Here is a 20,287-nt window from a genome sequence, read left to right as displayed (position 1 = left end):
AATGGCTTTCTACTCTAGAGCCTAAGTTAGTTTGGCAATCGTATCGTCGCGAGACTCTGTCGTATAAGCATGAGTGCTTAATGCGACTGGGAACCGCTTTCATTAGGAACAGTACTCGTACTGGGGGATGGAGGTGCAACAACATTGGTTTTTGCTGTATTGTCGCCGATTTGTGTGACAAGGGATTCTACCCATTGTGTCAGTGTGGACTGCTGTTCAGGCATGTGTTCAGTAATGCTGAGAACAGGAATGTTGGTGGTCTGAGCTTGTAACAGTATTGTTTTGCTGCTATCGGTGATGTGCTGAGGATCGTCAACCAACAAGTCTGTACGACGTTTTTCCAGCAGAGTCGTGAAATCTTTGAGATCGCTTGCCGTTGGTTCGCCCGAAGACTGAAGAGATTGCAAATAGCCTTCCGGAGTTGCATCTTTGAATCCAAGATCAGCCATGAGATAGTAGGCAACTGACGTTGTAGCTGCATAGGTCAGATTTGTATGCGTTTTGGTAAAAGATTTGATCTGATTTTCTACAGATGTTTCGTCGCTCTGCCAACTCGCAAGTCTGTTGTGGAAATACGTTTTTTTTGACGGCAGCAGTTTGCTGAGCGACTCTGATATTTCCGTGGCCATGCTTTTACGGGCTTCTTTGGAAAACCAGAGATAAGGATTGTCTCCTTCAGAGGCGCCTACGGTATCTGCAGCGCTGATGAGAACGGCATTTTTCCCTATATTTTTTGATGCCCAGGAGTCATATCCAGCGCCGTTGATGACTACTAATCCAGCACTAGCAATTGTTGAAATATCGGTGCTGCTCGGTTCAAAGCTTTGCGCATCGGTTGAAGTGCTATTAAGAATGGAAGTGACTTTGACTTGATTTCCACCAATTTGCTGCACTAAGGAACCCCACTGCTCGAGAGATGACACCACAGTGACGGGGCCAGCTGGTGCAGGTGCGGAGGTCTTCGAAGTACTGTCGCTAAAAGAGCATGCACTACTCGCTAACACTGCGGCGGCAGCGAGGAATGTGGCCACCGCACGGACGAAATAACGCAATGTTCGATTCATGCGTTGCCTTCTTCTTGGTTCAAATTCGGAACTGCGCTGTGTACTACTCATCCTGCTTTCACGATAGCCTATGTTGCGAAGCAATGTGAGCAGAATAGGAGTCAATCATATGGCATTGAGACTCGATGGTATTGCAGTGGCAGCGTCCATCAAGCAGAATCTGAGATCAAGAGTTGCCAAGCTTGCTGAACAGGGAATCTATCCAGGTTTGGGAACGCTGTTGGTAGGAGAAGATCCAGCTTCTGCACGCTATGTTGCTGGAAAGCATAAAGATTGTGCGGAAGTGGGCATACAATCTTTGCGCCGCGATTTGCCTGCAGATGCCGATGCAGAACAAATTAAAGCCGCGGTTATGGAGTTTAACGAGGACCCAGCGTGCACCGGTTTTATCGTGCAATTGCCCTTACCAAAGGGCGTTGACGCTAATGCGATTATTGATTGCATCGACCCAGCTAAGGACGCTGATGGTATGCATCCATATAATCTCGGTGAGTTAGTACTCCATCCGAAAGGGGAGCTTCACACTCCTCTTCCTTGTACCCCACGAGGAGTTATTGAATTACTCAACAGCTATGATATCGATCTTGCTGGTAAACGTGTCTGTGTGCTCGGCAGAGGAATCACCATAGGACGCACCATTGGATTGTTGCTCACACGAAATGATGTGAATGCCACTGTTACCTTATGCCATACAGGGACTGTTGACGCGCAACGGCACCTGCGCGAAGCTGAAGTGATTATCGCCGCCACAGGTCGAGCGGGAATCGTATCGGCAGATGATGTGGCGCCCGGTGCGGTACTGGTAGATGTTGGAGTTTCGCGGGTTCAAGATCCTCAGAGTGGCAAATGGCATATCACTGGAGATATTGACCCAGCGGCTAGAGAACAAGCTTTCGCCTATACTCCAAATCCAGGTGGAGTTGGTCCAATGACTCGAGCTATGTTGCTGAGTAATGTTGTGGAAATCGCTGAGCGTGCGAATACATGACAAATGGCGTGTTTTCGCCTAGTATTGACACTGAATGTGTCGAAATGGCAAATTCCTATAACTTAAGACGAGCATAAACATAACTGAATACAGATTTTATCCGTTCACAATCTACAGAAAACAATCAATTAATGGCAGAGAATAACACAGAAGCCCAGAAGGTAGCGATTAACGATATCGGCACCGAGGAGGACTTCATCAAGGCAGTCGATTCCACCATCAAGAACTTTGATGATGGTGATCTGGTTGAGGGCACCGTCGTCAAGGTTGATCATGACGAAGTGTTGCTAGATATCGGCTACAAGACCGAGGGCGTCATCCCCTCCCGCGAGCTTTCCATCAAGAAAGACGTCGATCCTGACGAAGTAGTTCAGGTTGGCGACTCCATCGAGGCTCTTGTCGTCACTAAAGAAGACAAGGAAGGCCGTCTCATACTCTCTAAGAAGCGTGCTCAGTACGAGCGTGCTTGGGGAGACATCGAGAAAATCAAGGACGCCGACGGCGTTGTTGAAGGTACCGTCATCGAAGCTGTCAAGGGTGGACTTATCGTGGACATTGGTCTACGTGGATTCCTGCCTGCATCGCTTGTTGAAATGCGCCGTGTTCGTGATCTCAGCCCATACATTGGGCAGAAGATCAAGGCCAAGATTCTTGAACTCGATAAGAACCGTAATAATGTGGTGCTGTCTCGTCGTCAATATCTCGAAGAAACCCAGTCTGAAGTGCGTGAGACCTTCCTCTCACAGCTCAAGAAGGGCCAGATTCGTGAGGGCGTGGTCAGCTCCATCGTCAACTTCGGCGCATTCGTCGATCTTGGTGGCGTTGACGGCTTGATCCACGTTTCCGAGCTTTCTTGGAAGCACATTGATCACCCGAGTGAAGTTGTCAAGGTTGGGGACAAAGTCACTGTTGAGGTGCTCGATGTCGACATGGATCGCGAGCGTATCTCACTCAGTCTCAAGGCAACCCAGGAAGATCCGTGGCAGCGTTTCGCACGTACCCACGTTCCAGGACAGATTGTCAAGGGCAAGGTTACCAAGATTGTGCAGTTCGGTGTCTTCATCTCCGTCGAAGACGGTATCGAAGGACTCGTGCACATCTCGGAGTTGGCTAATCGCCACGTCGAAAACCCAGAGACCGTTGTCAAGCCTAACGAAGAGGTATTCGTTAAGGTCATCGACGTTGATCTTGATCGTCGTCGTATCTCACTCTCTCTCAAGCAGGCCAATGACTCGGTCGATCCTTCTTCCGAAGATTTCGATCCAGCACTCTATGGCATGCCAGCAGAGTACGACGAGAACGGCAACTACAAGTACCCAGAAGGTTTCGATCCAGAGACCAACGAATGGATTGCAGGGTACGAGAAGCAGCGCGAGGAATGGGAAGCTCAATACGCTTCTGCTCACGACCTTTGGGAAGAGCACAAGGCCTTCGTTGCCAAGGAGATCGAGAACGCAGCGACCTCAGCAGCCGAAGACGGACAGGAATCCGATGCTAAGGAGAAGAAGGCCGAGGAGACCTCAACCTATTCTTCCGAAGCAGGTAATGAAGGAACTCTTGCCGCCGACGATCAGCTTGCAGCACTGCGTGAGCAGCTGCTGAGCGAAAAGAACTGATCGCTTTTACTAACGCAACACCAGTCACACGAAAAGCTCGGTTTCGACCGGGCTTCTCGTGTTTTTGCGTATTACTGGCGTTATGACACGATACTTAGGCAGTGGCCTAATAGTGCACACAGGAAGTACAGTTTGGCGGGTGTTATGCAAGCTTTATTTCATGGCAGTTCCATTTCAAGTTAGGAGAATATCAATGCGCATCGGTCTCACCGGAGGTATAGCAGCTGGGAAAAGCGCAGTTGCTCAGCGTCTGCAAGAGTTAGGTGCCGCAATTATCGACTATGACGAATTGTCGCATCAGGTGGTGTTACCTGGTTCTCAAGCCCTGCAACATATTGTGATGGAATTTGGCGCTCAAGCCCTTGATACTAAGGGTGGATTAAACAGATCATGGATGGCATCTGAAGTATTTGCACCAGGGCACGAAAAAGAACGGCAAAAGCTTGAATCGATTATTCATCCTGCGGTGTTTCGTGAGGCTCTAAGTTTTGATAAGCAATTTCAACGACAGATGGGGGAGCAAGGTAAGGCATATCTTATTGTCCATGAGATTCCGCTCCTCGCTGAGGTAGCAGAGAATATTCCTTTTTCGTTCGAACATGTGATTAGTGTTGAAGCGCCAGTAGATGAACGTGTCAGAAGAATGCTGAAAACCCGTCATATGTCACAGCGGGATGCGGTAAACCGTGTGAGAAGCCAGTCCTCGCAGTATGACCGTCGGCAAGTAGCTGACATCATTATTGACTCCTCGCAAAGCTTCGAACAAATGTTCGATATGGTTGATAGAGTATATGAACAGTTAATTGCTGAAGATGCCACTACGGATGTCGGACGTGTATCGGGAACAAAGTGAGTGAGTTAGTGGGAAGGTCATGTTATGGGATTTGAGATTGAACGGACGAACGCACCTTTCGTAGTGAAATCTCCGTATCAGCCCTCAGGTGATCAGCCTGCTGCTATCCAGCAGCTTACCGAGCGTATAGAGAACGGTGAAAATGACGTAGTGCTCATGGGAGCGACCGGAACTGGTAAAACAGCCACAACAGCTTGGATGATTGAGAAGTTACAGCGGCCCACGCTGATTATTGAGCCAAACAAAACTCTTGCTGCGCAGTTATGTGCCGAGTTTCGTGAGCTTATGCCGGATAATGCCGTGAGTTATTTTGTGTCATATTACGATTACTACCAACCCGAGGCATATATACCGCAGACCGATACCTACATCGAGAAAGACTCCAACATCAATGATGATGTGGAAAGACTGAGACATGCTGCTACCGCGAATCTGCTGACCAGAAGAGATTGTGTAGTCGTCGCTACAGTGTCCTGTATATATGGACTGGGTACTCCAGAAGAGTATGCGGGAAGGATGTTATTCCTTAAAGAAGGGCAAGAACTCAACCGAGATAATTTGCTGCGAACCTTTGTACAAATGCAATACAAGCGCAATGACATAGCATTCACTCGTGGCACTTTCAGAGTCCGTGGAGATACCGTCGAAATTATCCCTGTCTACGAGGAACTCGCTATTCGCATAGAGTTTTTTGGCGATGAAATCGAACGAATTTCAACTCTTCATCCATTAACTGGTGACGAAATCGGGCATGAAAGCGAAGTGCATATATTCCCTGCGACGCACTACGTAGCAGGCCCAGAACGTATGGAACGTGCACTGAAAACGATTAAAAGTGAACTTGATGAGCGCGTTGCTCAATTGCGTAAGCAGGGCAAAGAGCTCGAGGCTCAACGGTTAACGATGCGTACTACCTACGATCTAGAGATGTTAACGCAGATTGGTGTCTGTTCAGGTGTGGAAAATTATTCGCGTCATTTTGATGAACGTGCCCCAGGTACACCACCGCATACCCTTCTCGACTTCTTCCCTGATGATTTTTTGCTAGTGATTGATGAATCGCACGTTACCGTTCCACAAATTGGCGCGATGTTCGAAGGTGACGCCAGCAGGAAGAGAACCCTTGTGGAACATGGATTCCGGCTGCCTAGCGCGATGGACAACAGACCGTTGAAGTGGCCAGAGTTCCTCGACAGAGTTGGGCAAACTGTATATCTGTCAGCAACACCAGGTAATTACGAAATGGGGTTGTCTGATGGGGTAGTTGAGCAGATTATTCGACCGACCGGCTTAGTTGATCCACGTATCGAAGTTCGCCCAACAAAAGGTCAGATAGACGATCTTTTAGCGGAAATAAAAGATCGCATTGCCAAACAAGAGCGAGTGTTGGTGACGACTTTGACTAAGAAGATGGCTGAAGATCTCACTGATTATTTGCTAGAACGCGACATAAAGGTGGAGTATCTTCACTCAGATGTTGATACGTTGAGACGTGTGGAATTATTGCGTGAATTACGTCAAGGAACTATCGATGTCATTGTGGGTATCAACCTCTTGAGAGAGGGTCTTGATCTTCCAGAAGTTTCCTTGGTGGCGATTCTAGATGCAGATAAGGAAGGATTCCTCAGATCGTATCGTTCACTCATTCAGACGGTAGGACGTGCTGCGAGAAATGTGTCTGGCACAGTATTGATGTATGCAGATAAGCGCACAGATGCTATGAATAAGGCGATTGATGAGACGAACCGTCGCCGTGAACGTCAGATTGCGTATAACACCGAACATGGTATCGATCCACAGCCGCTTATTAAGAAGATTAGTGATGTCAGCGATATGCTTGCCAGCGAAGATGTAGATACCAAGACCTTGCTCGAGGGAGGGTATCGCAACGCTAATAAAGCAGGAAATTCTCACCTTGGAATTCCAACATTGGATAAGGAAGAGGCGCAGAAGAGACATCATGAAATCTTGCAGGCAGGATTACCTGCTCAAGATTTGTCGGATCTTATACGTCAGCTCAGTGAGCAGATGCACACCGCTGCAGAACAGTTGCAATTCGAATTGGCTGGTCGCTTACGTGATGAGATACGCGACTTGAAGAAAGAGCTCCGTCAGATGATTAATACTCAGTCATAGTATTGGTAGATTGTTCAATACTCATCCAAAGGTGGTCATCCGCGTCACGTATAGTGATGGATTATGGCTGAAACCCCTCTGGCGTTTATGATTTGCACTTTTGTTGTCCTTGCTGCTTTCTTTGTTGTCGATTTATTTGTCATCGGTCGCAGACCGCATGTTCCCTCAACAAAAGAGTGTGTGCAACACATCATCTTCTTCGTTGTTATGGCTCTGATTTTTGGTGGCTTGCTATGGTGGGTTGCTGGTGCACGTCCAGCAATCGAGTTCTACTCTGGTTGGCTTACTGAGTACTCTCTAAGTATTGATAATCTTTTCGTTTTCGTTATCATCATGTCGAATTTTGCCGTGCCGAAAAAGTATCAAAAATTTGTGCTGAGCATTGGTATAACTATTGCGTTATTGCTGAGAGGATTGTTCATCCTTGCAGGTTCCGCGCTAATCGTGAGATTTACTTGGGTCTTCTTCATTTTTGGCGCATTTCTGCTGTTTACCGCGTTCAAATTGATCTCCGGTGGTGATGATGAAGAGGAATACCACGAAAATGGCGTGATTAGAGTATTGCGCAAAGTGATGAGGGTATCCGATAAATACGACGGTAAACATTTACGCACCACAATTAATGGTGTCAAATACTTCACACCAATGCTGATTGTGTTTTTAGCAATTGGTACCACCGATGTTATGTTCGCCTTCGACTCAATACCCGCTATCTTTGGTCTTACCAAAGACCCTTTCATTGTTTTTACTGCAAATATTTTTGCCTTGCTTGGTCTTCAGCAGCTGTATTTTCTTTTGGGTGCGCTGCTAGATAAGTTAGTGTATTTGCCTATTGGCCTGTCTGTGGTTCTCGCCTTTATTGGTGTCAAACTCATTATGGAAGCTTTGCACAGTAATTCTCTTCCGTTCCTCAATGGTGGGCAACCGATTCACGCTGTACCCGAAATACCAACGTGGCTTTCTCTCGTGGTTATTGTGGTGTCGATAGGTACGGCCTCGATAGCAAGTGTTCTCAAAATGAAAGAACTTGAACAACAAGCTGCTGAATCCTCAAAGTAGTGAAACACCTTGCAAATACTAGCTTCCTGAACATTGTGAGCGTTCACATAAAAACTGCCTTTTCATCGCGTTCCGTCGAAGATTGCTAGTAGACTCTGAACTGGAAGACAAGGGGTTGTTCTCTAACCCCCCAACTATCAATAAGGAAATAGGCAGGCATTCATGCGCAAAGCCAAGATTGTAGACACCATCGGACCAGCCACAGAATCGTTGGAAAATCTTACCAAGCTCGTTGAAGCTGGTATGGATGTAGCGAGACTTAATCGCTCACACGGAACTCCTGAAGATCATCTCAAGGTGTACAGCAACCTACGCGAAGCTAGCAAGACCACAGGTCGTAATGTTGCGGCACTTGTTGATTTGCAAGGACCAAAGATTCGTTGCGGTTGGTTCAAGAAGAACGCTGAAGGTGAAGACAAGGTCATTCTTAAGGCCGGTCAAGAATTCACTATCACTACAGATGATGTTGAAGGCGACGAAAACATCACCTCCACCACATTCAAAGGTCTACCAGGGGATTGCCATCCTGGGGATCCAATTCTTATCGACGATGGCAAGGTTCGTCTTGAGGTCACCAGTGTTGAGGGTACTAATGTTCACACCAAGGTAGTCGTTGCAGGTCCTGTGTCTTCACACAAGGGCATCAACCTTCCAGGTGTTGCTGTGAGCCTTCCTGCATTGACTGAAAAAGATCAAGCTGATTTGCGCTGGGCCATTCAAACCGGTGCTGACATCATCGCTATGTCCTTCGTGCGCTTTGCGACCGATATCGATCGCGCACACGAAATCATGGATGAAGAGGGTCGTCGCATCCCGATCGTTGCCAAGATTGAAAAGCCACAAGCAGTCGAGAACTTGGAAGAGATTGTCAAGGCTTTCGACGGTATCATGGTCGCACGTGGCGATATGGCTGTAGAAATGCCATTCGAAGAGGTGCCACTTGTTACCAAGCGTTGCATCGAACTTGCTCGTCAGTATGCAAAGCCTGTTATCGTGGCCACTGAAGTTCTCGGTTCAATGGTTCATTCACCAGTTCCAAGCCGCGCAGAGGCTTCTGACTGTGCAAATGCTGTGCTTGACGGTGCAGATGCAACAATGACCTCCAACGAGACTGCTGTTGGCGATTACCCAACTGAGACCGTCTCTACAATGGCTCGCATCTCGGGATATGCAACGGATCACGGTTTCGATCGTATTCCAGAGCTGAAGAATCTCGATATGTCGAATGCTGGCGCTGTCTCTTCTGCTGCTGTCGATTTGGCGGAGAAGCTCAATGCAAAGGCAATTGTTGCCTTTACACAGACAGGAAACACTGTTCACCGTATCTCCCGTGAGCGTCCTGCTGCTCCTATCTATGGTTTGACCACCAATGCGCATACTTATCGTTGGCTGGCGCTGAGCTGGGGCACTGAGTCCTTCCTGCTGGATTCCGATTATCATGATCTGACTCGTAATGAGCTCATGGCCGTTGCAGACAACACCTTGAAGAAGGCTGGCGTAGTTGCAGACGGAGACAGAATCGTATTGCTGAGTAGTGCACAGGGTGAGCATGAACCAGGACGTACCGATTCCATCTATGTTCACATTGTTGGTTCTGCTGAGTGAAGTAGTACATCAATGCTAGGCCGCGTAAGTCGTCGCCTAGGTACTGATTACTGACTCCTTTAAGAGTTATGAGTAAGTCCCATGCGGCATATACGCCGCATGGGACTTACTCATTTCTGGAGACTTTGTGCATTCAACATTCCTGTTGAATGCAGTTGGATTCAAAACAGTGTTTAGAAGGTGTCCTAGCGCGTTGGACTGGTAACACTCATACTCTGGATAGTTTTCTTGTGTGTCAGCTCACAGAAGTGCCCAGAAACGTGTCTATATGGCACATATTCGGGCTTTAAGTCACCTAATTGGTTAGGGATGTTCGCTTGTGTAGGGATGGCGAAGTATAAAGAGAAAAAAAATATCTATAAATGGCGGAATACCGCCAAGGTGTTTTTTCCGATAATCCTGATTATCGGAAAAATCCCTACACAAACGGAACTCAACGCCGATTACACACTACAAATACGAAAAAGCCAACATGACGCGCCCGGATAATGGTTCACATCGTGTTGGCTATTGTGCGAGAAGAAGTCAGTCACATGACAACGTCGACAGTAGAACGGCGATTACTGTTGCTGTACGTCCTCAAGCCCGCAGTGCGCACGAAGAACCGCAATGACGGATTTAGCATCGACTATGACACCGTTAAGCACCATTTTATAGGCTTCCTCCACGTCGTACAGCCTCACATTCGACCTAGGAGACTCTGGTCCAATCGAACTGCGATCAGTTGCTGTGAGATTAGTCGCTAGGAACATTGAGGTGTGTTGCGTCGAAAAACTCGGCGTGTTGATAAAACGACCGAATTGCGTATAGTGCTCAGCCTCAAAACCTGCTTCTTGCCGAAGTTTGCGAATCGCGACGTCCAAAGGTCGTTCGCTAGGATTTGTGGCGTGTCCAGCAGGAATTTCTAGAGTCCAGCGATGTGTGGGAATGCGGTATTGCTCCACAAAAGGAATTTTGTGGTCATCGGTCATGGCGAGTACAGCAACCGTGTCGCCGTTATTCTCATGCAGGATGTAGCGCTCAAAATGGCCTACTTGTGCGGATTCGAAAGCTACCCGGTCCACGTTGAAGTAGTGACTTTCCACAATCTGATTGCGGGATTCTTCCCTCACGGGTGATGGGCGCCAAGGATCGAAATGACGGTATGTCACATTTCCCATGATGTCTCCTTTTCGGCTTTGAACTAGCTTTTATACACTTGTATTGTAGGTCCCACATACCGGTCAGGTTGCGCAGTCTTGAGAATGTGGTAAATTCCCATGAGGTACCAAAAGCCCCTGTATCCCAATTGGTAGAGGAAACGGCCTCAAAATCCGTGCAGTGTGAGTTCGAGTCTCACCAGGGGCACTGTCCAAGATCTGTCCGATATATGCGTCCCGGGGAAGCATGGAAGCTGAACTCGGATGGGAAGTTACGAAATGAGGATGGCTATGGTCGCAGATAGCGCGGGGATTGAAGAAATTTCAGAAGGACGCACAGTCGTTGTGGCCGAAGATGAAGCCCTTATCCGCTTGGACATTGTTGAAGCACTCAAAGACGCTGGTTACGATGTCGTTGGCCAAGCTGCCAGCGGACAAGAAGCAGTTGATCTTACTAAAGAACTCAAACCAGACGTAGTTGTCATGGACGTCAAAATGCCTGGTCGTGATGGTATTTCTGCTGCAACTGAAATCGGAAAAGACAACATCGCTCCGGTGGTTATGCTCACAGCGTTCTCCCAGCGCAATCTCGTTGAAAAAGCAGCAGATGCTGGCGCCATGGCCTATGTGGTTAAACCATTCGTGCCTGAAAAGCTGCTTCCTGCACTTGAAGTTGCAATTTCTCGTTTTGATCAAATCAATACCCTGCGTGTTGAAGTTACTGATATGAAAGCCCGTTTCGAAGCGCGTAAGCGTGTAGATCGTGCCAAAGGCTTGCTCATGGAAAACATGGGACTCAGTGAGTCCGAAGCCTTCCGCTGGATTCAGAAGACTTCAATGGACAGAAGACTGACAATGCAAGAGGTTGCAGATGCAGTTATCGCTCAAGTGGATGGCGAAGACTAAACACAGTTCATAGAGGAGGCTCCAGGGGATGACATCACAAGCACAGCAAGATGACAACACGCTCCTGGTGGTTGACGGTCATTCTCTAGCATTTAGAGCATTCTTTGCCCTGCCTACCGAGAGTTTCACCACGTCTTCAGGGCAAAACACCAATGCTGTTTGGGGTTTTGCTACTATGCTGGCCCAAGTTATTGAGTCCGAACATCCCACACATCTTGCTGTGGCATTTGATGTTAAAGGTGGAACCTTCCGTAACACCATGCTCCCTCAATACAAGGGAACTAGAGAAGCGGCTCCAGAAGAACTGTTGAGCCAACTACCGCTCATTCAAGATTTGCTCAAGTCTCTTGGTGTGACCTATATCGAAAAGCCTGGGTATGAAGGCGACGATATTATCGGTACCCTAGCGACGATGGGTGCAGATGCGGGTTACCGCACATTAGTGCTTTCGGGCGATCGCGATGCTTTCCAATTAGTAGATGACCACATTACGGTTTTATATCCTGGGCATCATTTCAAAGAACTTAAGCACATGACTCCCGAAGCAATTCTCGAGAAATATCATGTCACACCGTCCCAGTATCCAGATCTTGCCGCAATGCGAGGAGAAACTGCGGATAATATTCCTGGAGTTCCCGGGGTTGGTGATGGATTCGCTGCAAAGTGGATCAACCAATTTGGCGGTTTAGAAGCAATTATTGAGCATGCCGATGATATAGGCGGCAAAAAGGGTGAAGCACTTCGGGACAATATCGATCAGGTTCGTTTGAACCGAAAAGTTAATGCTTTGGTGAGAGACCTTGATTTAGGTGTCAGTGTTGAAGATCTCACTTTTGGCAAAGTCGATACCAAAGGTGCTTACACAGTGTTCTCCCAACTCGAGTTTGGCGAGCGTACTCGCAATCGAGTGCTCAAAGCTTTCCACTGTGTTATCGACTCAACGGACATACCAGAGAGTAAACCCGAGCAACAAGAACTCGATGTCACCCTTGACACAGTAGATACTGGCGAAGCCTTACGTCAATGGGCACAGGCACATGTGCCGCAGCGTGACATCACAACTTCACCAACGTCGAATGGCGTTAAGGTGGTAGCCCGTGAGAGTAGTGAAGACTCACAAGGGGAAACCGACACTCTTCTAGAAAGCACTGATTCGAGTACTAGCGCAAGACTTTTGGAATCGATTCAACACTCATGGTCATTATTAGCAAATGGTGATGCCAGACCAGGGCGCGCAGGCTGCACTTCGGTAGCTCTCCTTGCCGAAGATGGTCATGCGGTGTTACTAAACGCAGCAGATTTGAAGCATCAGCAAGACGTATTAGATGCCTTCGCAGAAGTCCTTCGTTTGCACACCGATACCGTTGTGGTGCATGGGTATAAAGAGCAGCATCATATCTTGTCATCAATCAATATTGAGCTGGGTGAACCGTTATTTGACACTAAACTTGCTGGATATTTGATTCATCCTGATTTCCATCCGGACTCATTGTTGCATGCAGCGCAACACTTCTTAGATCTCGCCAGCGTCGAAGAAACGCAAAAAGCCGACCCGCAGGGTGCCTTTGCATTCGACGGTGAGGACAATGAGGTTGCGGACCAAGAACGGCTGACGAATGAACGTCATGTGCTTCGCGAGCTGGTGCTAGTGAATCAGCTGAGTCGTTTTCTTGCTCCTACCATTGCTGAGCGAGAGCAATGGCGATTATTGCGAAGTATCGAAATGCCTGTTTCAACCACTCTAGGGAGTATGGAATCAACAGGTGCCGCTGTTAATACTCTTCGTTTGATTGAGATGCGTGATGAATTTGCCACAGATGCTCGGCAAGCTCAAGAATTAGCATGGGATAAAGCGGGAACCAGAGTTAATCTGCAAAGTCCTAAACAATTGCAACAGGTGTTGTTTGAAGATATGGGTCTCAAGCACTCACGCAAAACAAAAAGTGGTTCGTACACAACGAATGCTGCCGCTTTACAAAATATGTATCTAAAATCTGCCGACAATGAACGCGCTAACACCTTCCTTGGGGCTTTGTTACGTCATCGTGAAACCAACAAACTCAAGCAGATAGTGCAAACACTGTTGGATTCCGTCAACCCTAAAGATGGACGTATTCACACCACATTCGAGCAAACTGTGGCAGCTACAGGGCGCCTGAGCTCAGTTGATCCTAATTTGCAAAACATACCGAACCGTAATGCTCAAGGTAGAGAAATTCGCTCTGCATTCGTGCCAGGGGATGGATATGTGTCACTACTGAGTTCTGACTATTCGCAGGTCGAACTTCGCATTATGGCTGATTTATCTGGAGACGAAGCGCTGATTGACGCTTTCCGATCAGGAACCGACTTCCATAAATATGTGGCGAGTCTGGTCTACCAGGAAGATGTTGCTGACATCACTAGCGATCAACGATCTCATGTGAAAGCCATGAGCTACGGGTTAGCTTATGGCTTGAGCACATATGGGCTCGCACAACAGTTACACATCAGTCCTGCTGCAGCAGATGTGCTTAAAGAGCAATATTTTGCAACCTTTGGCAAAGTCCGTGAGTATTTGGAATCATTGGTGCAAACCGCTCGTAGCAAAGGTTATACCGAGACCATATATGGGCGTCGTAGGTATTTTCCAGGGCTGACTTCCACTAATCGACAAGCAAGAGATGCTGCCGAACGTGGAGCGCTGAATGCTCCGATACAAGGTTCTGCCGCTGACATCATGAAGTTAGCGATGATTAAAGCCGATCAAGATTTACATCAGGCGGGTTTGCATAGCCGCATAATTTTGCAGATTCACGACGAATTGGTGGTCGAGATTGCCGACGGTGAGCAAGAGCAGGCTACACAGCTAGTTAAAGATGCCATGGAACATGCTGTTTCACTGGCAGTCCCTCTTGATGTTTCCACTGGTCTAGGTGAAGATTGGCAGCTTGCCGCACACTGAAAGGCATACGTAACAATGATTAATGCTCCACGTTTGGCACAGGTGGTTACCGCACTCGAAGAGCTGTATCCATTACGATACGCAGAGCAGTGGGATGCTCCAGGGCTTATTGTGGGCAATTTGGAATCTCCTGTTCGCACCATTCATTGCGCGGTAGATCCAACTATGGAGGTTGTAGATGAGGCAATTGCAGCACATGCTGACCTCCTTATTACGCATCATCCACTATTCTTCCGAGCTGTTCATGAAGTTTCTGGTCTGGGATTCCGCGGAGAAATTGTTCGCAAACTGATTGAAAATCATTGTGCATTATGGGTTGGTCACACGAATGCTGATGCCGCATATCGAGGTGTGGCTGACAGTGCTGCTGTAGCTTTCGGTCTTGAACAACTCAGGCCTTTAGTACCTATCTCGGATGATGAGTCTGCACATCTGGTTGGTTTGGGCAGGGTGGGAGTGTTATCGCAAGACATGAGTTTGTATGATTTGGCCTCTCGTGTGGCACAAACTCTCCCAGCAACACAGATGGGCATACAAATTAGCGGTGATCTCAATACGACAGTGAAAACTGTTGCAGTGCTGCCAGGATCGGGAGATTCGCTATTTGCACAGGTGCGTGACAGTGGAGCTGATGTGTACATCACCAGTGATCTGAGACACCATCCGGCTACGGATGCGAGGCAGCAGGCCCAATACGAGTCACACATGCGCGAAGCTGGTGTATGTCTCGGTAAAGGGAATAGTTCTTGCCCAGCGTTAATCAATACACCGCACTCAGCTATTGAGAGTTTGTGGTTCAAGACTGCAGCGATTGATATTGCAAATCGCCTAGAAGAACTTTTTAAGATTCGCCCCGAGCTTACGGTTTCCACACTTAATACTGATCCCTGGACTCTGCATTTAGCAACAACAGCTACTCACTGATACACATTTCGCGGTGTTACCAGTGTATGCGCCATCGATACGTCATCCGATGTGCGATTGGTCACGAAGTACCTTGTGACAAGTGCAACGAGTTGGAACGGAATAATGAGATACTGGAACTATGCAAATTAGACCAGGTTCGATGTATCCGCTTGGTGCCAGCTATGACGGTGCTGGTGTCAATTTTGCGGTGTTTTCACAGGCAGCACAAAAGGTTGAGCTCTGTCTGTTCGATGATGATGATAACGAGACACGCATTGAGATGAGTGAGCAAAACTCATTCATCTGGCATAACTACCTACCAGGAATCCAACCAGGACAACGCTATGGATTTCGTGTTCACGGCCCATACAATCCTGCACACGGACAGCGTTGCAACCCCAGCAAGCTGTTGTTAGACCCTTATGCCAAAGCCATAGAAGGCAATATCGACGGCGATGAAAGCCTTTTTTCTTACTGGTTTGACGACGATCATGGTGCTGATTCGATTAACACTCTCGACTCAGCAGCACACACCATGAAATCTGCAGTGGTCAACCCGTATTTTGACTGGGGTAATGATCAACACCCGTATATCCCGTATCACGATTCTGTGATTTATGAAGCTCACGTCAGAGGGATGACCAGTCTCAATGAATCAGTTCCACCTGAGATTAGAGGAACATATGCAGGCTTGGCGTATCCCACAGTTATTGAATACCTAAAAAAGTTGGGCATTACTGCTATCGAGCTCATGCCCGCACACCAATTCGTTAATGACGTATTCCTTCAAGAGAAGGGTTTGACGAATTATTGGGGTTACAACACCATCGGATTCTTCGCCCCACACAATGCATATTCGAGTTCTGGTGCGCGCGGGGAGCAGGTCAATGAGTTCAAATCGATGGTGAAGTCATTCCATAGAGCCGGTATCGAAGTCATCATGGACGTGGTATACAACCACACTGCTGAGGGGAATGACCTTGGACCGACCTTAAGTTTTAAGGGCATCGACAATAAGTCGTATTACCGTTTAGTAGACGGTGATGAAGCACACTATTTTGACACCACAGGTACCGGAAATTCACTGTTAATGCGGTCACCACACGCTCTTCAACTTATTACTGATTCACTGCGTTACTGGGTAACGGAAATGCATGTGGACGGCTTTAGATTCGATTTGGCAGCTACTTTGGCGCGGCAGTTCCAGGAAGTTGATAAATTATCTGCCTTCTTTGACATTGTGGAGCAAGACCCAGTGATTTCTCGTGTAAAGCTGATTGCAGAACCATGGGATTTAGGTTCTGGCGGCTATCAAGTCGGAGGGTTCCCGTCTTCTTGGAGCGAATGGAACGGACGATACAGGGATTGCGTCAGGGATTTCTGGCGTTCTCAGCCCTCAACTCTGCCGGAATTTGCCAGCCGACTTATGGGTAGTTCCGATTTGTATCAGGATGATGGTCGTAGACCAGTAGCTTCAGTGAATTTTGTTACAGCTCATGATGGATTCACCTTGCGGGATTTGGTGAGTTATAACGACAAACACAATGAAGCTAATCTTGAGGGCAATCGTGACGGTGAGAATACTAACCGTTCATGGAATTGTGGTGTTGAGGGGCCAACCTCAATTCGAGATATTAATGAGTTACGTGCCAGACAATGCAGGAATTTCCTGTCTACATTGATGTTCAGTCAAGGCATACCGATGATTTGCGGTGGTGATGAAGTCGGGCGTACCCAAAACGGTAATAACAATGCCTACTGTCAAGACAATGAAATCTCGTGGACGAATTGGGATTTCGCAGACGACCAACGCGAGATGCTTGAATTCTCAACTAAGCTAATACATTTGCGACTGGAACATCCAGTGCTGCACCGCAGACGTTTCTTTACAGGACGTGAAGCAGGGGATACTTCAGACTCTATTCCGCAAGTGGAATGGTTTGATCACACTGGATCAATCATGGATCGTAATGATTGGAATAACACCCATGCATTCTCAGTGATGGTTTTTGTAAATGGCGCTGATATTCCTGAAAAGGATTGGTTCGGCTCCACCATGGTCGATAATAATTTCATCTGTCTGTTCAATGCATTCTATGAGCCGATTGTGTTTACTCTACCTGGTGAAAGCTATGGGAATAAGTGGCAATTGGTTGTAGATACCTTTAATCCCAATGGTCCTGAATTGGTATATGAGGCCGGATTTACAATCACAGCGCAGCCCCGCAGCTTCATCATGCTTATGAGCTCGAGTAAGCCTGAATTTTCACGCTAAAACTTATCAGACTTAGGTGGATTCGGATTGATAGTGGTTGCTGATTCGAGTTTGATATCTGGCATTAGCGCGACTCAAGCCAGAGACAAGGTATCTATTGCTCACTGATGGTTATATGTTTCTAAACACCAGTGAGCAATATCTGAGAGCAGGGGAAGAGGAAGCTCTGCCTCGTCTGGAATGCTAAAGCTTCCCTTACTTGTTGGGAACTCTTGTAAGCGCTGCGAAAAGTGTATGATTGCCTGATCTCCAGGATAAATGCCAATGTGGTGTTTCCATGCGGCAAAATGAATGATGTTGTGAACTTGCCAAAACGTGGGCATGTTCCAAGTGATTTTCTCTGTTGCTAGTGGTAGTGCGGCAGCGAAAGTCTTTCTGATGAGCTTCAAACGTGGTTGTGCATCTAGTCGTTGAGCTTCAATATATTCATCTATTGATGTGGGCTTATACATGATGTCTCCTGATGTCTCCAGTTGTTCCATCATATAAGCAGCAGCGTGCTTCCCAGAGGTACACACCGTGCTATTTCGAGCGCAGCAGAGACTACTCAACTACGACTATCCAAACATTGACTGTTCTTAAGAAGATAAGCAGAAAGATGACAATTCCTGTGTAACAAATTCTCTGTAGATATTTCTTATCGGAGGAGTGTCCTTGTATCAAGGAAAACTTAATTCAGAAAAGTTTTTTAATCGTTGTGAATTGAATACATCTCGGTTTGTCGAGAGAGGAGTGGTCATTAGTGGATGGTGAATCAGAGCACTCCGAGAACCCGTTGCGAGTAGGAATTGTGGACAATGATCCCTATGCAGTTGATTACCTCGAGATTCTTTTTCGTCGCAGCAAAGCACCGTTGCGGGTGTTATGGACTACAACCCATCCGGAGAATGCCTTAAACCTTTGTGGTCTTGAATGTGGTTTACCGCAAGTGGTCTTGACCGATATGTCGATGCCGAGCATGATGGGCATCGATTTTGCGCGAAAACTGACCCAAGACCATCCACAAGTCTATGTTGTGGGGATTACAGCACTGTCAACGGGTGAACGCGCGGAGGACCTGCAACGATATGGTATTAGTGCCTTACTGAACAAAGATGACAGTGTTACAGATATCGTCAGAACATTAGGACGAGTCACCAAAGTTAGTTCGGCGATGTATTGGCCTGGTCCTGGCACAATCCTCACTCTAAACGACACAGAGTGTGAGATTTTTCGATTGTTTTCTCAAGGTAGAACGCTTGATTCTATCGCCGTTAGATTAGGTATGAGCCCAGCAACAGTGAAAGTGCACATGAAAAGAGGATATGCGAAACTTAATGCGCACAGCAGGACTGAAGCCATAGCTATTTGTATTCGAGATGGGTTGATTTGAGTGTTTGAAGTTCATCATAGCCACGTCGTCAGGAATGGTTTGAAGTTTGCCGTTTCTGATATTTTTGGCTCGTTGTGCTGCCTGCTGTTCATGGTGGTGGAACTTGTGGTAACACCTGGGCTGTCATTAGCAGGAGTGATATTTATTGTTCTCTACTCATTGTTGCTTATCTGTCTTCCTGCGAAACCCACAATCTGCTGTGTGCTGATGGCTGTACTCAGTGCTGGTGTATCTCTAGTTCCCGTTACGGTAGAAGGGCCAACAGCCTTTTGGGGCACATGGTTCGCTATTGGTGTATTAGCGCGAAGAGAACGTCTATGGGTGTCATCCTCATGCGTTGCGCTCAACGTTGTAGCTTCTATGTTGTCTGCAGTCATTTTTGATAGTGGTATTTCACCGGGAACCGTTGGCCTATCGGGAAGCTACTTGGTGTCTGCTCTTGTTGGGTTTGCCATTCGAAAGCAAGCTGATGCCTTGCAAGTTCAGAAAGAACACGAATTAAGTCAGCAACGAATCTTGTTTCAAGATGAGAGATTGGAAAATCTCCATGTCATACATGATCAGGTCGCAGGTGATTTAACGCACATTGTGCAGCGGTGTCGTTTATGGCTCAGCGATCCAACAATCAAGGATGATGAGAAAGCTGAAATTGTTGAGGTTGAAGTGATGGTGAGCGAAGTGCTTCATCACCTGAGAACTAATGTAATTGAGCCTGCACGGAAAAGTTTTGAACAGCATCATGAACATGTGGGCTATGTTGATGTCAGTCAGGATGCCACGAATTCGACAATCCTTCATGAGGACAGTCACGTACAGGTGCTGGATGGATCTACCGATTCAATAGATGAGGGCGAAGAAGATGTTGCGGCCAAGCCTAGCTTCAAGAGCGCAGGCTATGATTTAACCAAACAAGCGTGCAAAGCTCAAAAGCGTCTAGCGGCACTTGGATTTTCTGGACATATTGACATTACCGGTAATCGTGATCAGCTTACGCATCGGCAAATCACTGCGGTATCGAGATTGTTAGATGAGTTAAGTAATAATATTGCAAGACATGGCAAACCTGGCGAATACTTGTTTCGCGTAGGTTTAGGCAGTCGAGGTTTTGGCATTCTCGCCTCAAATCTTTGCAATGAGCAAACAGCTGGTTCACAAGAGTCAAACGGGGTTGGTCTTAGGCTTATCACAAGAACGGTGGAAAGTCTTGGAGGCGATATTCAAACAAACACTGAGGATGGTGAATGGACCATTGCAATCCGCGTTGCGAACGATGACAATATCTTGAGTGATGATGAACAGTAACTCACAGTGTGAGTCTGTAAGCGTGACTGCAGCCGCAGCCGTAGTTGTAGTGTTTGTTTGAGAATCACGAGCACTACGTTGCTGATGTGCGTGATCGCAACTATCTGTATGCGTGTATCAAC

At 47.3% G+C, this 20,287-nt stretch carries 15 protein-coding genes and 1 tRNA gene; 13 read left to right on the top strand and 3 right to left on the bottom strand.

Annotation, left to right across the window (positions count from 1 at the left end):
- Positions 1 to 77 precede the first annotated feature (77 nt).
- Complete coding sequence (locus LKI20_RS06730) at positions 78 to 1,064, bottom strand: metal ABC transporter solute-binding protein, Zn/Mn family (protein ID WP_291771922.1); 987 nt, start codon at positions 1,062 to 1,064, stop codon at positions 78 to 80.
- A 109-nt stretch (positions 1,065 to 1,173) separates the two neighbouring features.
- On the opposite strand from LKI20_RS06730, the gene LKI20_RS06725 reads away from it, so the two are divergent.
- From LKI20_RS06725 to pyk, 6 genes are all read left to right on the top strand, one after another.
- Positions 1,174 to 2,052 carry a bifunctional methylenetetrahydrofolate dehydrogenase/methenyltetrahydrofolate cyclohydrolase gene (locus tag LKI20_RS06725; RefSeq protein WP_291771919.1) on the top strand — a complete coding sequence of 293 codons (879 nt, stop codon included), beginning with the start codon at positions 1,174 to 1,176 and terminating at the stop codon, positions 2,050 to 2,052.
- 131 nt (positions 2,053 to 2,183) lie between these two features.
- The gene (gene rpsA, locus LKI20_RS06720) at positions 2,184 to 3,668 is read left to right on the top strand and encodes a 30S ribosomal protein S1 (protein ID WP_291771916.1); all 1,485 of its coding nucleotides are present in this window, start codon (positions 2,184 to 2,186) and stop codon (positions 3,666 to 3,668) included.
- 193 nt (positions 3,669 to 3,861) lie between these two features.
- Positions 3,862 to 4,521, top strand: a complete 660-nt coding sequence (coaE, locus tag LKI20_RS06715) for a dephospho-CoA kinase (protein WP_366936170.1) — start codon at positions 3,862 to 3,864, stop codon at positions 4,519 to 4,521.
- A gap of 24 nt (positions 4,522 to 4,545) precedes the next feature.
- Positions 4,546 to 6,657 carry an excinuclease ABC subunit UvrB gene (gene uvrB / locus LKI20_RS06710; protein ID WP_291771913.1) on the top strand — a complete coding sequence of 704 codons (2,112 nt, stop codon included), beginning with the start codon at positions 4,546 to 4,548 and terminating at the stop codon, positions 6,655 to 6,657.
- Positions 6,658 to 6,720: 63 nt separating this feature from the next.
- A complete protein-coding gene (locus tag LKI20_RS06705; protein ID WP_291771911.1) occupies positions 6,721 to 7,716 on the top strand; it encodes a TerC family protein in 996 nt (331 codons plus the stop codon).
- A gap of 162 nt (positions 7,717 to 7,878) precedes the next feature.
- Entirely contained in the window at positions 7,879 to 9,321 is a 1,443-nt protein-coding gene (pyk, locus tag LKI20_RS06700; RefSeq protein WP_291771908.1) for a pyruvate kinase, read from the top strand.
- Between the two features lie 560 nt (positions 9,322 to 9,881).
- Here the strand turns inward: pyk and LKI20_RS06695 are convergent.
- Positions 9,882 to 10,481, bottom strand: a complete 600-nt coding sequence (locus LKI20_RS06695; RefSeq protein WP_291771905.1) for an NUDIX domain-containing protein — start codon at positions 10,479 to 10,481, stop codon at positions 9,882 to 9,884.
- Positions 10,482 to 10,594: 113 nt separating this feature from the next.
- Between LKI20_RS06695 and LKI20_RS06690 the strand changes: the two genes are divergently transcribed.
- The 5 genes from LKI20_RS06690 (at position 10,595) to glgX (ending at position 17,491) form a co-directional block, all read left to right on the top strand.
- Positions 10,595 to 10,668: transfer RNA gene (locus LKI20_RS06690), tRNA-Leu, on the top strand.
- A gap of 83 nt (positions 10,669 to 10,751) precedes the next feature.
- Positions 10,752 to 11,366, top strand: a complete 615-nt coding sequence (locus LKI20_RS06685; protein WP_291771903.1) for an ANTAR domain-containing response regulator — start codon at positions 10,752 to 10,754, stop codon at positions 11,364 to 11,366.
- Positions 11,367 to 11,394: 28 nt separating this feature from the next.
- Positions 11,395 to 14,310, top strand: coding sequence for a DNA polymerase I (gene polA / locus LKI20_RS06680; RefSeq protein WP_291771900.1), 2,916 nt, complete (start codon positions 11,395 to 11,397; stop codon positions 14,308 to 14,310).
- Between the two features lie 15 nt (positions 14,311 to 14,325).
- Positions 14,326 to 15,234 (top strand): Nif3-like dinuclear metal center hexameric protein, encoded by a 909-nt coding sequence (locus tag LKI20_RS06675; protein WP_291771896.1) that lies wholly within the window; start codon positions 14,326 to 14,328, stop codon positions 15,232 to 15,234.
- 121 nt (positions 15,235 to 15,355) lie between these two features.
- Positions 15,356 to 17,491 (top strand): glycogen debranching protein GlgX, encoded by a 2,136-nt coding sequence (gene glgX / locus LKI20_RS06670; protein WP_291771893.1) that lies wholly within the window; start codon positions 15,356 to 15,358, stop codon positions 17,489 to 17,491.
- A gap of 101 nt (positions 17,492 to 17,592) precedes the next feature.
- On the opposite strand, the gene LKI20_RS06665 is transcribed toward glgX, so the two are convergent.
- Entirely contained in the window at positions 17,593 to 17,943 is a 351-nt protein-coding gene (locus LKI20_RS06665; RefSeq protein WP_291771891.1) for an iron chaperone, read from the bottom strand.
- A 290-nt stretch (positions 17,944 to 18,233) separates the two neighbouring features.
- Here LKI20_RS06665 and LKI20_RS06660 point away from each other — a divergent pair, with 290 nt between their 5' ends.
- Together LKI20_RS06660 and LKI20_RS06655 are read left to right on the top strand one after the other, a co-directional pair.
- Positions 18,234 to 18,863: a response regulator transcription factor gene (locus tag LKI20_RS06660; RefSeq protein ID WP_291771888.1), complete on the top strand. Its 630-nt coding sequence runs from the start codon at positions 18,234 to 18,236 to the stop codon at positions 18,861 to 18,863.
- Between the two features lie 39 nt (positions 18,864 to 18,902).
- A complete protein-coding gene (locus LKI20_RS06655) occupies positions 18,903 to 20,165 on the top strand; it encodes a hypothetical protein (protein WP_291771885.1) in 1,263 nt (420 codons plus the stop codon).
- Positions 20,166 to 20,287 lie beyond the last annotated feature (122 nt).

This window comes from Bifidobacterium sp., assembly GCF_022647885.1.
GTDB lineage: Bacteria > Actinomycetota > Actinomycetes > Actinomycetales > Bifidobacteriaceae > Bombiscardovia.
The sequence above is the reverse complement of the archived record's forward strand: the minus strand, read 5'-3'. Positions and strand labels throughout refer to the sequence as shown.

Excerpts from the sequence above, each read along its gene's own strand:
- rpsA (WP_291771916.1), top strand. The coding sequence starts at position 2,184 with ATGGCAGAGAATAACACAGAAGCCCAGAAGGTAGCGATTAACGATATC.
- LKI20_RS06730 (WP_291771922.1), bottom strand. The coding sequence starts at position 1,064 with ATGAATCGAACATTGCGTTATTTCGTCCGTGCGGTGGCCACATTCCTC.
- polA (WP_291771900.1), top strand. The coding sequence starts at position 11,395 with ATGACATCACAAGCACAGCAAGATGACAACACGCTCCTGGTGGTTGAC.
- coaE (WP_366936170.1), top strand. The coding sequence starts at position 3,862 with ATGCGCATCGGTCTCACCGGAGGTATAGCAGCTGGGAAAAGCGCAGTT.
- uvrB (WP_291771913.1), top strand. The coding sequence starts at position 4,546 with ATGGGATTTGAGATTGAACGGACGAACGCACCTTTCGTAGTGAAATCT.
- LKI20_RS06705 (WP_291771911.1), top strand. The coding sequence starts at position 6,721 with ATGGCTGAAACCCCTCTGGCGTTTATGATTTGCACTTTTGTTGTCCTT.
- LKI20_RS06685 (WP_291771903.1), top strand. The coding sequence starts at position 10,752 with ATGGTCGCAGATAGCGCGGGGATTGAAGAAATTTCAGAAGGACGCACA.
- LKI20_RS06695 (WP_291771905.1), bottom strand. The coding sequence starts at position 10,481 with ATGGGAAATGTGACATACCGTCATTTCGATCCTTGGCGCCCATCACCC.
- pyk (WP_291771908.1), top strand. The coding sequence starts at position 7,879 with ATGCGCAAAGCCAAGATTGTAGACACCATCGGACCAGCCACAGAATCG.
- LKI20_RS06725 (WP_291771919.1), top strand. The coding sequence starts at position 1,174 with ATGGCATTGAGACTCGATGGTATTGCAGTGGCAGCGTCCATCAAGCAG.
- LKI20_RS06675 (WP_291771896.1), top strand. The coding sequence starts at position 14,326 with ATGATTAATGCTCCACGTTTGGCACAGGTGGTTACCGCACTCGAAGAG.
- LKI20_RS06665 (WP_291771891.1), bottom strand. The coding sequence starts at position 17,943 with ATGTATAAGCCCACATCAATAGATGAATATATTGAAGCTCAACGACTA.
- glgX (WP_291771893.1), top strand. The coding sequence starts at position 15,356 with ATGCAAATTAGACCAGGTTCGATGTATCCGCTTGGTGCCAGCTATGAC.